This is a genomic window from Bradyrhizobium sp. USDA 4011, from assembly GCF_054063415.1.
Map to the genome: position 1 here is coordinate 2445596 of NZ_JBSSGG010000001.1, position 16512 is coordinate 2462107.

19 protein-coding genes are annotated in these 16512 nt (G+C 65.1%); 10 read left to right on the forward strand and 9 right to left on the reverse strand.

Annotation, left to right across the window (positions count from 1 at the left end):
• The first annotated feature begins 69 nt into the window (after nucleotides 1-69).
• Nucleotides 70-441, forward strand: a complete 372-nt coding sequence (locus ACVW1C_RS11480) for a DUF4118 domain-containing protein (RefSeq protein WP_456758501.1) — start codon at nucleotides 70-72, stop codon at nucleotides 439-441.
• Nucleotides 442-500: 59 nt separating this feature from the next.
• Here the strand turns inward: ACVW1C_RS11480 and ACVW1C_RS11485 are convergent, their stop codons facing one another.
• Nucleotides 501-641, reverse strand: a complete 141-nt coding sequence (locus tag ACVW1C_RS11485) for a hypothetical protein (RefSeq protein ID WP_456758502.1) — start codon at nucleotides 639-641, stop codon at nucleotides 501-503.
• A 178-nt stretch (nucleotides 642-819) separates the two neighbouring features.
• On the opposite strand from ACVW1C_RS11485, the gene ACVW1C_RS11490 reads away from it, so the two are divergent.
• Complete coding sequence (locus ACVW1C_RS11490) at nucleotides 820-1059, forward strand: hypothetical protein (protein ID WP_456758503.1); 240 nt, start codon at nucleotides 820-822, stop codon at nucleotides 1057-1059.
• Nucleotides 1060-1176: 117 nt separating this feature from the next.
• Here ACVW1C_RS11490 and ACVW1C_RS11495 read toward each other — a convergent pair whose 3' ends face one another.
• From ACVW1C_RS11495 to ACVW1C_RS11505, 3 genes are read right to left on the reverse strand one after another with little or no spacing between them, the layout of a single operon-like run.
• Entirely contained in the window at nucleotides 1177-1458 is a 282-nt protein-coding gene (locus ACVW1C_RS11495; RefSeq protein WP_456763297.1) for a hypothetical protein, read from the reverse strand.
• On the reverse strand, nucleotides 1442-1978 hold the full coding sequence (locus tag ACVW1C_RS11500) for a hypothetical protein (protein WP_456758504.1): 537 nt from the start codon (nucleotides 1976-1978) through the stop codon (nucleotides 1442-1444). The genes ACVW1C_RS11495 and ACVW1C_RS11500 overlap by 17 nt, the downstream gene beginning before the upstream one ends.
• A 52-nt stretch (nucleotides 1979-2030) precedes the next feature.
• A complete protein-coding gene (locus tag ACVW1C_RS11505; RefSeq protein WP_456758505.1) occupies nucleotides 2031-3578 on the reverse strand; it encodes an acetolactate synthase large subunit in 1548 nt (515 codons plus the stop codon).
• Nucleotides 3579-3800: 222 nt separating this feature from the next.
• Between ACVW1C_RS11505 and ACVW1C_RS11510 the strand changes: the two genes are divergently transcribed.
• The 4 genes from ACVW1C_RS11510 (at nucleotide 3801) to ACVW1C_RS11525 (ending at nucleotide 7824) form a co-directional block, all read left to right on the forward strand.
• Complete coding sequence (locus ACVW1C_RS11510) at nucleotides 3801-4373, forward strand: L,D-transpeptidase (RefSeq protein ID WP_456758506.1); 573 nt, start codon at nucleotides 3801-3803, stop codon at nucleotides 4371-4373.
• A gap of 91 nt (nucleotides 4374-4464) precedes the next feature.
• Nucleotides 4465-5265, forward strand: coding sequence for a DUF2927 domain-containing protein (locus tag ACVW1C_RS11515; protein WP_456758507.1), 801 nt, complete (start codon nucleotides 4465-4467; stop codon nucleotides 5263-5265).
• 454 nt (nucleotides 5266-5719) lie between these two features.
• Nucleotides 5720-6751, forward strand: a complete 1032-nt coding sequence (locus tag ACVW1C_RS11520; protein WP_456758508.1) for a MerR family transcriptional regulator — start codon at nucleotides 5720-5722, stop codon at nucleotides 6749-6751.
• Nucleotides 6752-6828: 77 nt separating this feature from the next.
• Nucleotides 6829-7824, forward strand: a complete 996-nt coding sequence (locus ACVW1C_RS11525) for a LysR family transcriptional regulator (RefSeq protein WP_456758509.1) — start codon at nucleotides 6829-6831, stop codon at nucleotides 7822-7824.
• A 17-nt stretch (nucleotides 7825-7841) separates the two neighbouring features.
• Here ACVW1C_RS11525 and ACVW1C_RS11530 read toward each other — a convergent pair whose 3' ends face one another.
• Together ACVW1C_RS11530 and ACVW1C_RS11535 are read right to left on the reverse strand one after the other, a co-directional pair.
• The gene (locus ACVW1C_RS11530; protein WP_456758510.1) at nucleotides 7842-8279 is read right to left on the reverse strand and encodes a hypothetical protein; all 438 of its coding nucleotides are present in this window, start codon (nucleotides 8277-8279) and stop codon (nucleotides 7842-7844) included.
• A 115-nt stretch (nucleotides 8280-8394) separates the two neighbouring features.
• Nucleotides 8395-8607, reverse strand: a complete 213-nt coding sequence (locus tag ACVW1C_RS11535; RefSeq protein WP_456758511.1) for a hypothetical protein — start codon at nucleotides 8605-8607, stop codon at nucleotides 8395-8397.
• 379 nt (nucleotides 8608-8986) lie between these two features.
• Between ACVW1C_RS11535 and ACVW1C_RS11540 the strand changes: the two genes are divergently transcribed.
• Nucleotides 8987-10135: an ABC transporter substrate-binding protein gene (locus tag ACVW1C_RS11540; protein ID WP_456758512.1), complete on the forward strand. Its 1149-nt coding sequence runs from the start codon at nucleotides 8987-8989 to the stop codon at nucleotides 10133-10135.
• A gap of 108 nt (nucleotides 10136-10243) precedes the next feature.
• Here the strand turns inward: ACVW1C_RS11540 and ACVW1C_RS11545 are convergent, their stop codons facing one another.
• The 3 genes from ACVW1C_RS11545 to ACVW1C_RS11555 are packed head-to-tail and all read right to left on the reverse strand — an operon-like array spanning nucleotide 10244 to nucleotide 12792.
• A complete protein-coding gene (locus ACVW1C_RS11545) occupies nucleotides 10244-10489 on the reverse strand; it encodes a hypothetical protein (protein WP_456758513.1) in 246 nt (81 codons plus the stop codon).
• A gap of 31 nt (nucleotides 10490-10520) precedes the next feature.
• Complete coding sequence (locus ACVW1C_RS11550; RefSeq protein ID WP_456758514.1) at nucleotides 10521-11639, reverse strand: M48 family metallopeptidase; 1119 nt, start codon at nucleotides 11637-11639, stop codon at nucleotides 10521-10523.
• 4 nt (nucleotides 11640-11643) lie between these two features.
• Nucleotides 11644-12792, reverse strand: a complete 1149-nt coding sequence (locus tag ACVW1C_RS11555; RefSeq protein ID WP_456763054.1) for a DUF898 family protein — start codon at nucleotides 12790-12792, stop codon at nucleotides 11644-11646.
• A gap of 64 nt (nucleotides 12793-12856) precedes the next feature.
• On the opposite strand from ACVW1C_RS11555, the gene ACVW1C_RS11560 reads away from it, so the two are divergent.
• The 3 genes from ACVW1C_RS11560 (at nucleotide 12857) to ACVW1C_RS11570 (ending at nucleotide 16391) form a co-directional block, all read left to right on the forward strand.
• Nucleotides 12857-13441, forward strand: a complete 585-nt coding sequence (locus ACVW1C_RS11560; RefSeq protein WP_456758515.1) for a hypothetical protein — start codon at nucleotides 12857-12859, stop codon at nucleotides 13439-13441.
• 226 nt (nucleotides 13442-13667) lie between these two features.
• Nucleotides 13668-14939: a cytochrome P450 gene (locus ACVW1C_RS11565; protein ID WP_456758516.1), complete on the forward strand. Its 1272-nt coding sequence runs from the start codon at nucleotides 13668-13670 to the stop codon at nucleotides 14937-14939.
• A 177-nt stretch (nucleotides 14940-15116) separates the two neighbouring features.
• Entirely contained in the window at nucleotides 15117-16391 is a 1275-nt protein-coding gene (locus ACVW1C_RS11570; protein ID WP_456758517.1) for a cytochrome P450, read from the forward strand.
• The last annotated feature ends 121 nt before the right edge of the window (nucleotides 16392-16512 follow it).

A 16512-nucleotide genomic window follows, 5' to 3' on the forward strand; every position in this document is an offset into this window, starting at 1 on the left:
TCCTACGGGGTTTTGTTTGCAGGCTTCCTCGGCTACCTTCCGGGAACTCGCGGGGGCCGGGACGTCTCAATGCGCAAGGGCAATGATTACATTCTGAAGCTGCGGCCTTGGTCGTTGTCGACGTTCGTCGTCGCCCTGCTGGCCGTGGTGCTCGCCACCGCGACGCAGGAGATGTTCGCGAGCTTCGGCATGCAGTTCTATTTCGCGGCCTTCGTGCCGGCGATCCTGATCGCCGGTCTGATGGGCGGCGCACCGGCCGGCGCCTTTGCCACCATCATCACGGTACCGATCGTCTGGTGGGTGTTCATGCCGCCCTATTTCGAATTCGCCTGGCCGACGGCCGACGATTATGACAGCATCGCGATGTTCCTGCTGTCGAGTGCGCTCTTGCTCGGTTTCTCGCAGCTCTACCGGGAAGCGCTGGCCATTTTGCGGAAGTAGCCGACCGGCGCACGCAGCGACTGCCCGCCGGCGGAGGCAAGCCGGTCGCCGATTCGCCCTCAGATCCCAAACATCCAGACCGCGACGATGGTGGCCAGTGTCGCCAGGCCGCTGATGGTCCAGCCCACCGTGTAGAAGGTGTCCTCGGGGGCGGTGTCGAGCACCGTATTGGTGGTTTCCGTCACTGATCGCCAGCGCATGGCGTCTCTCCTCGGAACTCCTGCCCAGCGACATAACGCGGCGTGCGGTTCCCGGTTCCGGCGCTTCGTGGCGGATGCCGGTCAGGCACAGCTCACGGACTGCTGATCGACGTCGCGGAACCTGCGACATTCTGTCCCGCTCAGGGGACGCCGAAAACCAACTTGGGAGAACCATCCGGTGCGAACACTGATCCTCGCCGCCACGGCGCTTGCCTTCGTCTCGTCCACCGCGCTCGCGCAGGACAAGGCCGGCAGCAGCCCGGCCCCCGCAGCGCAAAGCGGCGACACGGCGACCAAGGGCGAGGCAACCAAGATGGCGCCGAAGAAGAAAGCCAAGAAAAGCGGAAAGAAATCGAGCGCCAAGGGAGGCACCAAGGCTGGCGCCGCCACGACCGGCGATGATGCGGCCAAGCAATAAACAGAAACAATCGCGGTAGCCGATCACGGATCTGACGATCACGGAAAAGGCCGCCCCAAAGGCGGCCTTTTTGCTTGCTGTCTCGGTGCGGATGCCGCCTCGCCCGTCGCGTCGCGATCAAATGCGCCGACCGCTTGGGGCAAGTTGGGCAAGCCAAAATTGAGACAGTGAGAATTGAACCAGAAAATTAAAGTGCGGGAGAGGGAGCGAAAGAGGCGCAGAGCCGATAGTCCGCACCGCCATCGGATCGTTCTGAAAATTGACCACCAGCTCCAGGAATTGCTCCACCTCCCGCACCTTCTCTTGTGACGCGCGTGCGGCGGCAACGCATGATCCAAACGGGCTATCACTGCGATGCAGAGCAAGATTCATCGCGACAGAGTCAATGCTGGGCACCATCGTCGCGCCTGCCCGCGAGCCCGCTCTCGCGTATGCGCTCCGCAAACCAGCGCGACATGGCGCTGTCGATGGCGCCGCCGGCATAGACTTCGGAATGGCTCACGCCGTGCTGTCCGACGATCACCAGAATGCCCATTGCATAGGCAAACCAGACATTCGGATCGGTCAGCGCCTGCAGCTTGCGCTGATCGTGCTCGAGCGGCTGGTGGTTGCTGTCCTTGCGCAGCTCGACGGCCAGGAGATTGTTCGGGATGTCGCGCTGATGCACGACGATATCGGGATAGATCGACTTGCCGAGATGGTCATCGGTCGAGCTCCCCGAGCCGCGCGGCAGCCGCAGCGTGCGCTCGCCGAGCCGATCATAGTTGCAATCGACCTGCCAGCCGGGAAACTGCCGCTCGACATAGACAGCCAGCCGGTGAGTAAGCGTTCGCTCGCCGAGATCGCGCTCCAGCAGGAACGTTTCCTGCGCGTAAAACTCCTGCACGGCGGCGATCACCTTGTTCAGCTCGGTCTGCATTGGCGCCTCCGACTGGACTGGGCCGCCGCCGCGGCCTCTTCAAATCGCGCTGCTACATCTGCACTTCGATCAGCCGCGGGCCCGGCTCGGCGACGGCATCAGCCAGCGCCTTGTTGAACTCGTCGGCAGTCGTCACCGCCACCGCCGGCACGCCCATGCCCTTCGCGAGCGCGACGAAATCGAGCGTCGGCCGATCGATCTTCAGCATGTCCTGCGCCCGCTTGCCGGGCTCGCCGGCGCCGACGCCGTCGAACTCGCCGCGCAGGATCTGATAGATCCGGTTGGCGAACACGATGGTCACGACGTTGAGCCCTTCGCGCGCCTGCGTCCACAGCGACTGGATGGTGTACATCGCGCTGCCGTCGCCCACCATGCAGATCACCTTGCGGTCCGGACAGGCAACCGCGGCGCCGGTCGCGACCGGCGTCGAGAAGCCGATCGAACCGCCCATGTTCTGCAGCCAGTCGTGCGGCGCGGCTGCCGCCGTCGGCGGGAAGAAGCCCCGGCCGGTGGTGACGGATTCATCGACCATGATGGCGTTCTCGGGGATCGCGCACGCGATCGCCTGCGCGATCGCGGTGTGGTTCAGCGCGCCGGTCGGCTTGACCAGCTCCTGGTGCTGCTGCGGCTTGACGTCCTGCGCCGTCGCATGCAGCGCATTGGCGAGCGCCCCGAGGGCTGCGACCGAATTCTCGCCCCAGGCGGTCATGCGATGCACCTCGCAGCCTTCCGCCTTCAGCATGCTCGGCTTGTTCGGATAGGCGAAGAACGCCACCGGATCGTTGGCCTCGACCAGCACGATGTGACGGAAATTCTTCAGGATCGGCAGCGCCTGCTCGATCACATAGGGGATGCGGTTGATCGAGAAGCGGCCGCGGCCGCGCGCCATGCGCGGGTGATAGGTCTGGCCCATCACGGTGCAGCCGGTCTTGCCGGCGATGCGCTCGGCGAGCGCCAGCCCCTGCTCGGTCAGCGCGCTGCCGGTGACCAGCAGCAGCGTGTGCGCGGCATCGCCGTGCAGGATTTTTGCCGCGGTGTCGACCGCCTGCGGCGAATAGCTCGGGCGCTGCGTATCGACAGCCACCTCGGCGATGCCGTCGGCCTCGTTCCAGGCGGTGTCGGCCGGCAGGATCAAGGTTGCGATCTGCGGCGGCGCGCTCCTGGCCGCGGCGATCGCGGCCGCGCCATCGGCGGCGACCGACTTGGCATCGGGTGACGTGCGCACCCAGGACGACATCGGCCGCGCCAGGCCTTCGATATCGGACGTCAGAGGTGCGTTGTAACCGATGTGGTAGGTCGCGTGCTGGCCGACGATGTTGACGATGCCGGAATGCGCCTTCTTGGCGTTGTGCAGATTGGCAAGACCGTTGGCAAGGCCGGGCCCGAGATGCAGCAGCGTCGAGGCCGGGGTTCCCTTCATGCGGAAATAGCCGTCGGCCGCACCGGTCACCACACCTTCGAACAGGCCGAGCACGCAGCGCATGCCGGGGACCTTGTCCAGAGCTGCGACGAAATGCATCTCCGAGGTGCCCGGATTGGTAAAGCAGACGTCCACGCCGCCTGCGACCAATGTCCGCACCAGACTTTCCGCACCGTTCATGCTCACGCTCCCGTTTCGAGATGTTCTTGAGGTCGCTCCAGATCAACCATTCTTCATCCGCTTCGTCAAAGGTTTGGCCGGACAATGCAGCTATCGCTTCCGGTCTGTTGCCTTTTTAAACCGTCCTGTTCGAAAGTGCCTGAAGTCACGGCTTCGTCGCTTGCGAAAGGCCGGCGATTGTGGCCTTTTTGGCTGCATATTTGATTGTTCGCGAGGACGACGATGCGCCCGATTGCCGTGATGTTTGCCGCGCTCACCATCCTGGCAGGTGCCCGCCAGGCCCAGGCCCAGTTCTTCGACTCCCGTGGCTACCAGTCCGAGGCCCCGAGCTTCTTCGGCGGTGGCGGCGCGAGCCCGATCCCGCGCACCACCGTCAACTACCCGACCAACTATGCCCCCGGCACCATCGTGGTGAACACCGCGGAGCGCCGGCTCTATCTGGTGCTGGCGAACGGCCAGGCACTGCGCTACGGCATCGGCGTCGGCCGCGACGGCTTCCGCTGGGGCGGAGTCCACCGCATCAGCGCGAAGAAGGAATGGCCGTCGTGGACGCCGCCGTCGCAGATGCTGCGCCGCCGCCCCGATCTGCCGCGCCACATGGCCGGCGGCATCGAGAACCCGCTCGGCGCACGCGCGATGTATCTCGGCTCGACGCTGTACCGCATCCACGGCTCCAACGAGCCCGAGACGATCGGCCAGGCCGTCTCGTCGGGCTGCTTCCGCATGACCAATGACGACGTCAAGGACCTCTATGATCGCGTCTCGGTCGGCGCCACCGTGGTGGTGAAGAACTGATCGCGTCGATTTCAACGCAACCAGGCGCTCATCCGGCAAGATCGCTGATCCCGGCTTGCGCTGCCGCGCGCATTGCGGCAGCGTGGTTCGAATGCGCCAACCTTGCTCGCCGATCCTGCTGCTGCTCGCCGCGGCGCTCACCACCTCGCTCACCGACGCCATCGCACCGGCGACGGGCGCAGAGATTCCGGCCATCGCCTCGCGCCAGCGCAACGAGAAGAAGGTCTTCACCGACGCCGAGATCGTCGAGGGCTTTCTTAAAACCGCGTTCGGCGCCGAATATCATCTCGCCGGTCGGGTCGACCGCATCCGCAAATACGACAGGCCGGTGCGCGTGTTCGCCGACGGCAACCGCGCCGACCGCAAGGTCCAGCTCGCCAAGGTCATCGCCGACATCCGAGCCAAGGTGCAGCATCTCGACATCGCGATGACCGATAACAACGACGCGGCCAATGTCGTGGTCAAGCTGGTGCGCGACCGCGAGCTGTATCGCACGATCGCGACTTTCTACGGCCAGGAGCGCGCCAGGGAGATCCGCACCTCGCTCGACCCGCAATGCCTGTCCGGCTTCCGCAAGAACGAGAATTACGAGATCGAGCATTCCGACGTCATCCTCACCGTCGACAATGGCGATTTCGTCTTCCTCGACTGCGCCTATGAGGAGCTGTTGCAGTCGCTCGGCCCCATCAACGACACCGCGACCGTGCCGTGGACCATGTTCAACGACAGCGTCTCGATGGGCTTTTTCGACGTCTACGACCAATACCTGCTCAATCTGCTCTACGACCCCCGCATCAGGCCCGGCATGAACGTGCAGGAGGTCAAGGCCGCGCTGCCCGAAGTCCTCACCGACGTCCGCGCCTGGGTGGCGAAGGTGAACCATCTGGAGTGAGGGCATCTGCGAGTTATAGGGAACGCAGCGTCCCGTCACACACTCCAGTGTCGTCCCTGCCTAGTGCGCAATTGCGCACGGGAGCAGGGACCCATACTCCGCAGCCGATGTTATCGAAGGGACTCGTCGTACCAACGTCGCTCACCGACAACCATTCGTGGTTATGGGTCCCTGCTTTCGCAGGGACGACACCGGGTATGTTGCACGGGCCGTGAGTCGCGCATCCGCATTCTCGCGACATCTTTCGCCCGAATCAACTGAGGCTGACGGCGCGCAGATGCGTAGAGCGCAGCGAAATCCATCGATTCGTACCCGCGGCGCCAATGATGGGTTTCGCTTCGCTCTACCCATCCTACCAATCCGAGTTGCCCGTCGGGTTTGTCGCACCTCCCGCTTGACCTTGCCCCTGCGGCCGCCTCCATAGAAGCGCGGTCAGACGACGCGAGGTGATTCGATGAATGCTCCTGCTGCCCGTTTCCTCAGTCCGTCCGAAGCTGCAAGGCAGCTCGGAATCTCGGCGAAAGCGCTGCGCCTCTATGAGGAGCGCGGCCTGATCGCACCTGGCCGCACGCCGGCGGGATGGCGCGCCTATGGTGCGGCCGAGATGGCGCGCGGCGCCGAAATCGTCGCGCTGCGCGCGCTCGGCCTCAGCATCAATGAAGTGACGCGGATCCTGAGCGGCGACGCAGTGATCCTCGATCGCGTGCTGGCCGCGCACGAGGCCACGCTCGAAGCACGCATCCGCCAGAGCGGCGACAGCATCGCCAGGGTGCGCCGGCTGCGCGCCGACCTCGGCCGCGGCAAGATGCCCGCGACGTGCGATCTCATCGGTGCGGTCAGGGTACGGCGCGCGATCGGCGTCGCGTTCGATCTGCCGTGGCCGTGGGGCGGCGAGCGCTTCGAACTGCATGACATCAAGCTGCTGAACTACATCGTCGGGCCGCTCGGCAGCGGCAAGACGCGCCTCGCAGAGCGGCTCGCCGACGTGCTGCCCGACGCCAGCTTCGTGGGGCTGGACCGTGCCGCTGACGGCGGCGCGGCCGTTCGCGCGCGGCTCGATGCCGACCCGGCGCACAAGGCGAGGGTCGAGGCGAGCCTTGCCGCCCTGCTCGCCGAGGGCGCGGTGGATTCAGCCGCACTGACCGCCCTGCTCGCCGCTCTCGAGGCCAATGGCGACGCGATCCTGGTGATCGACATGCTCGAGCAAGGGCTCGATGCGGCCAGCCAGGAAGCCGTGATCGCGCATCTGCGCCGCCGCGGGCCCGAGGCGCGGCCGCTGTTCTTCCTCACGCGCTCCAACGCGATTCTGGACCTCGATGCGGTCGGCGACGACGAAGCGATCATCCTGTGCCCCGCCAATCACAGCCGGCCGATCTGCGTCACGCCCGTGCCCGGCGCGCCCGGCTATGAGGCGGTCGCAACCTGCCTTGCCTCGCCGGAGGTGCGCGCGCGGACCGAAGGCATGGTTGCGTGGCGGCCATCCTGATTTCTCGCATTGGTTGTATTATAATTACGCGACAAGGTCGGATGCACGGCAGGAAAAGTGTGCTATAAGCTCACGCAATGAGCGAGCTTCCCCGTACCCAGGCCTTGCGTTGCTTCATCACGGTTGCCCGTGAGGGCACTGTATCGCGCGCTGCAGCGATGCTGAAACTGACCCAGCCGGCGGTCAGCCTGCAACTCAAGGCGCTGGAGGAAAGCACCGGGCTGCAGCTGTTCAACCGCACCCCTGGCGGCTTCACGCTGACCGAGGCCGGAGCCGCGCTGCTGCCGCTGGCGCACCGCGCAGTAGCCGCGGCATCCGACTTCAAGGCGATGGCCGACTCGCTGAACGAGGCGCAGCGCGGCACGCTGCGCGTCGGCACCATCCTCGACCCCGAATTCACCCGGCTCGGGCCGTTCGTGCGCAGCCTTGCGATGTCCTCGCAACGCACCGAAGTGTTTCTGCGCCACGGCGTCAGCGACGACGTGCTAGCGCAGGTCGGCCGGGGCGAGCTCGACGTCAGCTATTACGTCGACGCCACGCCGCCGGAGCAGCTCAACCATCACAGCTTCGCTGAGCGGACCATCGCCGACGGCCGCTACCAGTTGGCGCCGCTGCTGAGCTACCACTACCGCGTGATCGCGCCGATCGGCTGGCGGGACCGGGTGATCGGCAAGGACTGGGCGGAGCTTGCCGAGCTGCCGTGGCTCGCGACACCGCCGCATTCCGGCCACCGCCGGATGCTCGACGACATCTTCCGTCCGCTCGGCGCCTTGCCGAAACGCGTGGGCTACACCGATCAGGAAGAGGCGATGATCGACTTCGTCGAATCCGGGCTCTGCCTCAGCCTCGCGCGCGACAGCGTGCTGGCGCCACGGATGGCGCGCCCGCATCAGTTCGTGGTCTCCGACCGGGTGAAGCTCACCTGCGATCTCTCTTTCGCCTGCCTGGCCGCCCGTCGCCAGGAGCCGGTGATCGCGCACGCCTTCGCGGCCGTGCGCGCGGTGTGGAACATCAAGCCGACGATCGCCGGCGCCGGACCGACGCGAACGCGGAAGGTCGCGAAGAACGTGTAGCGCGGACTTGCGCCTACCTACTTCAAAGCCAGGTTGGTGCAATACGCGGAGACTTCACCGCTCCTCCAACCGTTATTCAGTCCGATTTCCGTGCACTGATTATAGCTCTTGAAGGGCACGCCGCCGGGCCCGATGTTTCGGCATCCGGTATAAGCAGATGCGCCGGCGGACCAGGAGCAGCCGATCCAGGGGCGGTCACCTGACTTCATGCTCGTCATGCAACCGCCGATGCAGAACACCGAGGTCGCAGCCGCATGCGGAGACGAAGACGCGGTGCTGCGAGCAGCCGCGTGCTGCTTCGGCCTCGGTTGCACGCCGACGTGCCGCGGCGCCTCGACCGAAATGCTGGGCAGCGGGCTGGGCTGCGACCGAGCCGGGCCGCTCGATCCGCACAGCAGCGGCGCGATCGACAAGACGGTGGCAGCGAGATTCGTGAAGAACGACGAGCCTTTCATAGCCAGGTCCTCCCAAGATGCCGGACGGCAATTCCATCCCGGGATGCAGGCTAGCACACATTCAACCGCCGGACATTTCCAATCGGCAGGTCGGTAGGTCGTCGTGAACCAAGACCTAGGCCGCGACGACCAGCGGTCTCCTCCTGTCCGCCGTCGTCGGCAACAGCGACGGCACCTGACAATCCTGCCGAGCTAGCTCATCCACGAGCTCTTGCAGCCTTGGCGGCAGATCGGCGTAATCTCCGCGCAGGGCGTAGCGCAACCGCTCGCCGATCTCCTCGCAGATGGCGCGCGCGTGCTCGGGCGCGATCGGATGAGGCTCACTCATCGACGTGGACTGCGTGAACTGCTTGCAAAGGCCGCGAGCCGTCAGGCGGCATTTCCGCGTACGTGGATCCCGCATGCGCACATGCGATCAAAACCAGGATCCGAACGATGCTGAACATGGTTCGTACTCCCTCTTCTGATCTTTCAATAGCAGCAGGTCGTTGCTGCCCGATTAGGGAAACTGGTTCTCGCGGCCTTTAAGGAAGTGGTAAACGCGAGGTTTCAGGACCGGGTCGCGGCCGGATCACCAACCTTCCCCTGTGTCCCCAATCAGGGGGACAGACGCATCCGGTGGAATCAATAAGATGCCGAACCGGACGCCGGTCGGCTATCATCGGCCGCGCATTATAGAAAAAAGAACCTGCTGGGGAGGATTTGCAATGAAGCTGGCCATGGCCGGACTCTGGGTACTTGCGGGCGCGCTCCTGATCGCGCCGGACGCGCGTGCCGACATCAAGGTCGGCGTCGTGGTGTCCGCATCCGGGCCGGGCTCGGCGCTCGGCCAGCCGCAGATGCGCACCATTGCCGCGCTGCCGAAGGAGATCGGCGGCGAGAAGGTGGTCTACATCGCGCTCGACGACGAGTCCGACCCGACCAAGGGCACGCAGAATGCCCGCCGCCTCGTGATCCAGGACGGCGTCGATATCCTGATCGGCTCCTCGCTGACCCCGGTTACCATGCCGATGCTCGACGTCGCGTTCGAATCCAAGACGCCGATCATCTCGCTCGCGGCGGCGACCGCGATCGTGCGGCCGATGGACGACCGCCGCCGCTGGGCGTTCAAGGTGGTGCCCAATGACGATCTGATGGCGGCGGCGATCCTGAAATACATCACGAAATCCGGCATCAAGACGCTCGGCTATATCGGCGTGTCCGACGGCTATGGCGAAGGCTATTACAATGAGGTGTCACGGCTGGCACCCACGCTCGGCCTCTCCGTCACGACGCATGAGGTCTATGCGCGTGCCGACACCAGCGCGATGGGCCAGGCGCTGAAGGTGATCGCGACCAACCCGGAGGCCATCTTCATCGCATCCGCAGGCACGCCGGCGGTGCTGCCGCAGGAGGCGCTGCGCAGCCGCGGCTATGCCGGCAAGATCTTCCAGACCCACGGCGTTGCGTCGGAGGAATTCATCAAGCTCGGCGGCGCCAATGTCGAGGGCGCAATCTTCACCGGCGAGGCCTTCACCATCGCCGACGATCTGCCGGCGAGCGATCCGTTCCGCCAGGCGCGCGACGCGTTCGTGACGTCCTACGAGAAGGTCAACGGCTCGAGCCCGAACATCTTCGGCGCGCATCTGTGGGACGCCGTCACGCTGTTCAAACGGGCGGCGGCGAGCGCGCTGAAGACGGCGAAGCCCGGCACGCCGGAATTCCGCGCCGCACTGCGCGACGAGCTCGAACGCGGCAAGGACGTCTACCTCAACAACGGCCTCTCGACGATGAGCGCGACCGACCACAATGGCTATGACGAACGCTCGGCGTTCCTGATCAAGGTCGACGGCGGCAAGTTCAGGCTGGTGAAGTAGAGGTTCGGCTGTCAGCTACTGCTGGAACGGCGTCTCGGTTCACCTCTCCCTTTGGGAGAGGTGAACCGAGACCGCGCCAAAGCCGATTCAATCAAAACTCATCCCGCTTTAGTCGCCGCCCCAGCGCCAGCGGGGCGGCTCGCCCTTCCACCAGCACACGCCGGTGAGCAGGACGCTCAGCACGACGACATAGGCGATGAAGCGTGCCGGAGAATGCGGCAGGATCGTCGCTGCGCCGACGGCGATCAGCGCGACAAAGCCCGCGACAACCGACCAGCCCTGCCAGTTGTTCGGAGGTCCCCAGCCCCAGCCGTAGCGCTTGGCGGGAAACCAGTATCTGTCCTCACGCGGCATGGGACTGCTCCAGTCTCGAAATCCGCCTGCTTCACACCTTGCCCGCCCCGCAGATGCCCTTCAGCGCCTGCCATTCGGCGGACGACAGCAGCGGCTGGCCGTTGGCCCGGCTGCCGGCATCGGCCTTGTCCATGCGCGTGAGGCGATCCTCGGTCAGCGGATGGCTGGAGACGAGCGAGAGTCCCTTGCCGCCTTCCTTGCCGGTGACGCGGAACATCAGTTCGCCCATCGGCTTCGCCGGGCGGCCGAGCTTGTGCATGGTCTCGATCGCAAAGCTGTCGGCATTGGTCTCGGCGTCGCGCGAATAGGATGACGTCACCAGCGAGCGCGAGGCGAAGAGCAGCGCGCCGGACCCGGTGATGTCGCCGAACAGCAGCCCGATCAGGAACGAGGTGCCGCCATTGTGGATCAGCTCGCGCATGCTGTCGCGATGGCGGAGATGACCGAGCTCATGCGCCAATACGCCGGCGATCTCGTCGGGATTTTCGGCCTTCTCCAACAGCCCCTCGAACAGATAGACCTTGCCGCCCGGCAGCGCGAAGGCGTTCGGCACCGAGGTCGCCAGCACGCCCGACTGCACCGAATTGTCGAGGCCCGCGGTCTCCCGCAGCTTGCCGACCAGCTTCTCGAATGCCGCCTGGCCGGCCGCGTTGCCGCACGGCTTGCCGTCGAACACCACCTTGACCTGCGCCTCGGCGACATCGCCGAGACGCCGCTCGAAGGAATCCGGCACCAGCGGCGTGAGCCGCTCGGCGGCAAGCGGCACGCCGAACAGCACCACCAGCACGATCGACACCGCGGCCGCGAGCGACCAGCCGACGATGCCGGCGACGCCCTTGCGGTTCGGCAGGTCCTGCTCGAGCCTGTCGCAGCGCGCGACCAGCGCGGCCGTCAGCTGCGCGTCGCGGATTTCGAGCCGCGCCAGAGCCGGCGCGGTCAGGCAGCTCAGCCGCAGCAGGCCGGACGGGCTGTCGGCGCGGCGGATGTCGGCAAACGCCCAGCGCGCGAGCAGTTCGCCGCCTTCCCTGATCTCCAGCGCATCGGACAATTCGAGCGCGACGATGCGCCGACGGTTCGATGCGCCGTCGAAGAATACCGCCCCCGGGACAGGTGGCGCCGCGGAATTGGCCTGGCTGACATCGGCTTCCATGGCGCTAGAATCCCGCAACGTCGAGGCCGTCGGCAAAGCCTTCGCCGAGCGCGTTGGCGAGCTCGCCGCGCGCGGTGACATTGGCCGCTGCCTCGATGTTGTACACGATGGTCGACGACAGCACCCGGACCCAGAGATCGCGCATCAGATAGACCCGCATCACCACGTTCATCGCCAGCGCAAGGGCAAGATAGCCGATGCCGAGCAGGACCATCAGGGGAATGCTCCTGGCGAACGCCTCGGTTCTGAAGAAGTCCGCGATCGAGGAGCCGGCCATGCTCGCGGCCAGGAAGATGCAGAGCGCGAGATAGGCCGAGAACAGCGCGCCGAGCAGCACGGCCCAGCCGATCACTTTCCAGTACAGCCCGATCAGCGCGCTGCGGCGCATGGTGGATTCCAGCCTGACCTCGCCGAAGCGGATGCCCGACAGCCACCAGCGCCACTCGATCGCCTTGAACGCGGCATAGGCGAACGGGCCGAACACCGAGACCAGCGCGAACGGCATCAAGAGCCAGAGCCACCAGCCCCGTTTGAAGAAATCCCAGCCGCGGCCCTCGAACGAGCCCTGCAGATCGCCGTAATAGGAATGCCGCATCTTGTAGCGCTCGAGTGCCGCCTCGCGCCAGGGCAGCGCCAGGCCGAGCGTGATCACGACCAGCAGGCCCCACAGCGAGGCCTTCAGCGCATAGATCCAGCCCGAGCCGCTCATCCAGAAGCGGGCGCCGCGCCACACCGTTCGGGTGAGCCGATAGCGCCGCGCGCGGTAGATCGCGAACTGGCCGAACAGATAGAAGAAGGCGACCATCGGCAGCGAGGAGAAGGTCTGGCCGTGCTCGGCTTCGATGACGAGCAAGGCGTAGCCGAGATAGACCGGCACCAGGATCGCCAGCGCGACCAGGAAGCCGATCAGGAGCTCCTTGCCGCGGCCGGTATATTCCGGCGCATCGCCGTTGATCAGGGTGTTCGACCAGAGGTGACGGCGGATGTCCGTGGTGAGCCAGAACCGGTAGAAGCCGAGCGTGACGAGCTCGAGCCCGGCGCCGCGCGAGACCAGGCGGAAGAACTCGTTCCGGCTCCCGGAAAACGCCACCGGCATCGGCGGCGGAACCGGTTGCGGTCGCGGCTGCGGCGGCCCCGGCGGGGTCCAGCTCATGTCGTTCACGGGATAGCTCCAGGACGGGACAATCTCTGCGCATCAAAAGCACAGGTTTGTCGCTGTGAGTGTGATCCAGGTTTCACAGCAGGTCGAGAGCGCGGGCGGCTTTTGGCTGGGTGGGGTTGGCTTTCCCTTAACGGGACCGCTGGAGATCGGTCGTGAGCCGAGCTGCCGCCCGTTTTCTCACATCGAGGTCGCGCGATTCGAACCCAAAGCGGTAATTTGCCGACTTAGCCGACAAGCCGAACGGCAAAGACGCCGCCGCAAGCGCGAGGAAACCTTGGCGATGAACAGATGGATCTTGGCGGCGTGCTTTCTGGCGCTCACGGCGGCTCCCGCCGCTGCCGTCGACGTGCGGCTGGATTCCTATCGCAATCCGAAGAATGAGAACATTCGCATCTTCAATCATATGTACCTGGACGGCGTCAGGGGCGGCCTGATGGCTTCCAATGCCTGGTTGAAGCGGCACGGCGGCCAATTGCTGTTCTGCATGCCCGACAGCCTCGCGCTGACCAGCGAGCAAACCGAAGAGATCATGCTCAAGTCGGCCGACAAGCGGTCCGCGAAAGGCGAGATGGTGGTCGCTCTCCTGCTGCTGTGGGGCATGCAGGACACCTACCCCTGCGAAAAGCCCGGCACCCAATAGACGCCGCCCTCGCGGCCCGACCAATATCAAACGCCGTTTCAAACAGCGTTGGTCGGCGCCTCGTCCCCTCCCCCGGCGAAAAGCCCGGATTCGGCCGCTTGACCTGACATCAATGCGGCCAAATGCGCGTTGAGAGCCCTTGCGCAAACCGCGGAATGAGAATGTAATTCGGTAAAACATGCCGCGCCGGCGATGCCCCGGCCGCGAAACGGTTGAGGAGCCGCTCATGCACGGGACCATCGATCTGGTCGACGACACCAATCTGGATGCCGCACGCGAACGCGCCAACACGCTTGCGCTCGCAGATTACGATCCCGGCCATCCCGAGCTGTTCAAGACCGATACCTTCTGGCCGTATTTCGACCGGCTGCGCCGCGAGGATCCGGTGCACTACTGCAAGGATTCGATGTTCGGACCGTACTGGTCGATCACCCGCTACAACGACATCATGGACATCGAGACCAACCACGCGGTGTTCTCCTCGGCCGCATCGCTCGGCGGCATCACCATCCGCGACGTGCCGCCGGATCTGCGCCGTGAAAGCTTCATCGCGATGGATCAGCCGCGCCATTCGGCGCAGCGCAAGACCGTGGCGCCGATGTTCACCCCGACGCACCTCGACGAGCTCGCGATCAATATCCGCAACCGCTCGACCGAGTGCCTCGACAATCTGCCGCGCGGCGAGGTGTTCGACTGGGTCGACAAGGTCTCGATCGAGCTGACCACGCAGATGCTCGCGGTGCTGTTCGACTTCCCGTGGGAGGACCGTCGCAAGCTGACCCGCTGGTCCGACGTCGCGACCACGCTGCCCGGCGCCGGCGGCCTCGTCGCCACCGAGGACGAGCGGCAGGCCGAACTAATGGAATGCGCGAGCTATTTCGCAAGTCTCTGGAAGGAGCGCAGCAACCAGCCGCCGAAGAGCGACCTGCTCTCGATGATGGCGCACAGCGACGCCACGCGGAACATGGATCCGAAGAACTTCCTCGGCAACCTGATCCTGCTGATCGTCGGCGGCAACGACACCACGCGCAACACGCTGTCCGGCAGCATCTACGCGCTCAGCAAGCATCCGGAGCAATACCGCAAGCTCAAGGAGAACCCAGCGCTGATCGACAGTTTCGTGCCCGAAGTGATCCGCTGGCAGACCCCGCTCGCCCATATGCGGCGCACCGCGCTCGCCGACTTCGAGTTCCGCGGCCGCCAGATCAAGAAGGGCGACAAGGTCGTGATGTGGTACGTCTCGGGCAACCGCGACGAAGAGGCGATCGAGAAGCCCTACGAGTTCCTGATCGACCGCGCCCGGCCGCGCACCCACATCTCGTTCGGCTTCGGCATCCACCGTTGCGTCGGGCTGCGGCTCGCCGAGCTGCAGCTGAAGATCATCTGGGAGGAAATCCTCAAGCGCTTCGACACGATCGAGGTGGTGGAGGAGCCGCAGCGGGTGTATTCCAGCTTCATCAAGGGCTACGAGACGCTGCCCGTGCGCATTGCCGCCTGACGCGTGACGATTTAACTCCCTCTCCCGCTTGCGGGGGAGGGTTGGGGTGGGGGTGTCGCCGCAAGTGACACTCTTGGTATGGAGAAAGCCCCCACCCGGATCGCATCTTCGATGCGATCCGACCTCCCCCGCAAGCGGGAGAGGTGGAAGTCAGAAAATTCACTGGAGCTAGCTGAGATGAACGTCCAGACCGCCATCCGCGCCGACCGGGCCGAGCTGCTGCGCCAGGCGCGCGAGAAAGCCTATGCGACGCCCCTCAGGGATTTTCACCCCGGCGCGCCAAAACTATTCCAGAACGACACGCTGTGGCCGTGGTTCGAGCGGCTGCGCAAGGAAGAGCCGGTGCACTACTGCACCAATGCGCCGATCGAGCCGTATTGGTCGGTCGTGAAGTACAACGACATCATGCATGTCGACACCAGCCACGGCATCTTCTCCTCCGACTCCACGCTCGGCGGCATCTCGATCCGCGACGTGCCGCCCGGCTACGACTATCCGAGCTTCATCGCGATGGACCAGCCCAAGCACGCCCATCAGCGCAAGACCGTGTCGCCGATGTTCACGCCAACGCATCTCGACGAGCTGGCGAAGCTGATCCGCCAGCGTTCGGCGAGCGTGCTCGACAACCTGCCGCGCAACGAGACCTTCAATTTCGTCGAACGCGTCTCGATCGAGTTGACCACCCAGATGCTGGCGACATTGTTCGACTTTCCCTGGGAAGAGCGGCGCAAGCTGACGCGCTGGTCCGACGTCTCCACCGCGCTGCCGAAGAGCGGCATCGTCAACTCGCCGGAACAGCGGCGGCAGGAAATGGACGAGTGCTACGCCTATTTCTCGAAGCTGTGGAACGAGCGCGTCAACTCGGCCCCGCGCAACGACCTGCTGTCGATGATGGCGCACAGCGACGCCACCCGGCACATGGACCCCGACAATCTGATGGGCAACATCATCCTGCTGATCGTCGGCGGCAACGACACCACGCGCAACACCATGAGCGGCTCGGTACTGGCGCTGCATGAGCATCCCGACCAGTTCAGGAAGCTGAAGGAGAACCCCGCGCTGATCGACACCATGGTGCCGGAGGTGATCCGCTGGCAGACGCCGCTCGCGCACATGCGGCGCACCGCGCTCCAGGACACCGAAATCGGCGGCAAGACGATCAGGAAGGGCGACCGCGTCGTGATGTGGTACGTCTCCGGCAACCGCGACGACGAGGTGATCGACCGCCCCGACGAGTTCATCATCGATCGCGCCCGGCCGCGCATCCATCTGTCGTTCGGCTTCGGCATCCACCGCTGCGTCGGCATGCGGCTCGCCGAGCTGCAGCTCAAGATCGTCTGGCAGGAGATGCTGAAGCGCTTCGACCGCATCGAGGTGGTCGGCGAACCGAAGCGGGTCTATTCCAGCTTCGTCCGCGGCATCGAGAACCTGCCGGTGCGGATCCCGGGCTGAGCCTAGAATATCCTTGGCTGCAAGTACGTTCGGCCCTATGTCTGCCTGACGTGACTGTCGATGCGCGGCTGCAAGCCGGCCGGTGCGGCAGTATCTTGCAGCTTGGGCCAGTTGACGGAAC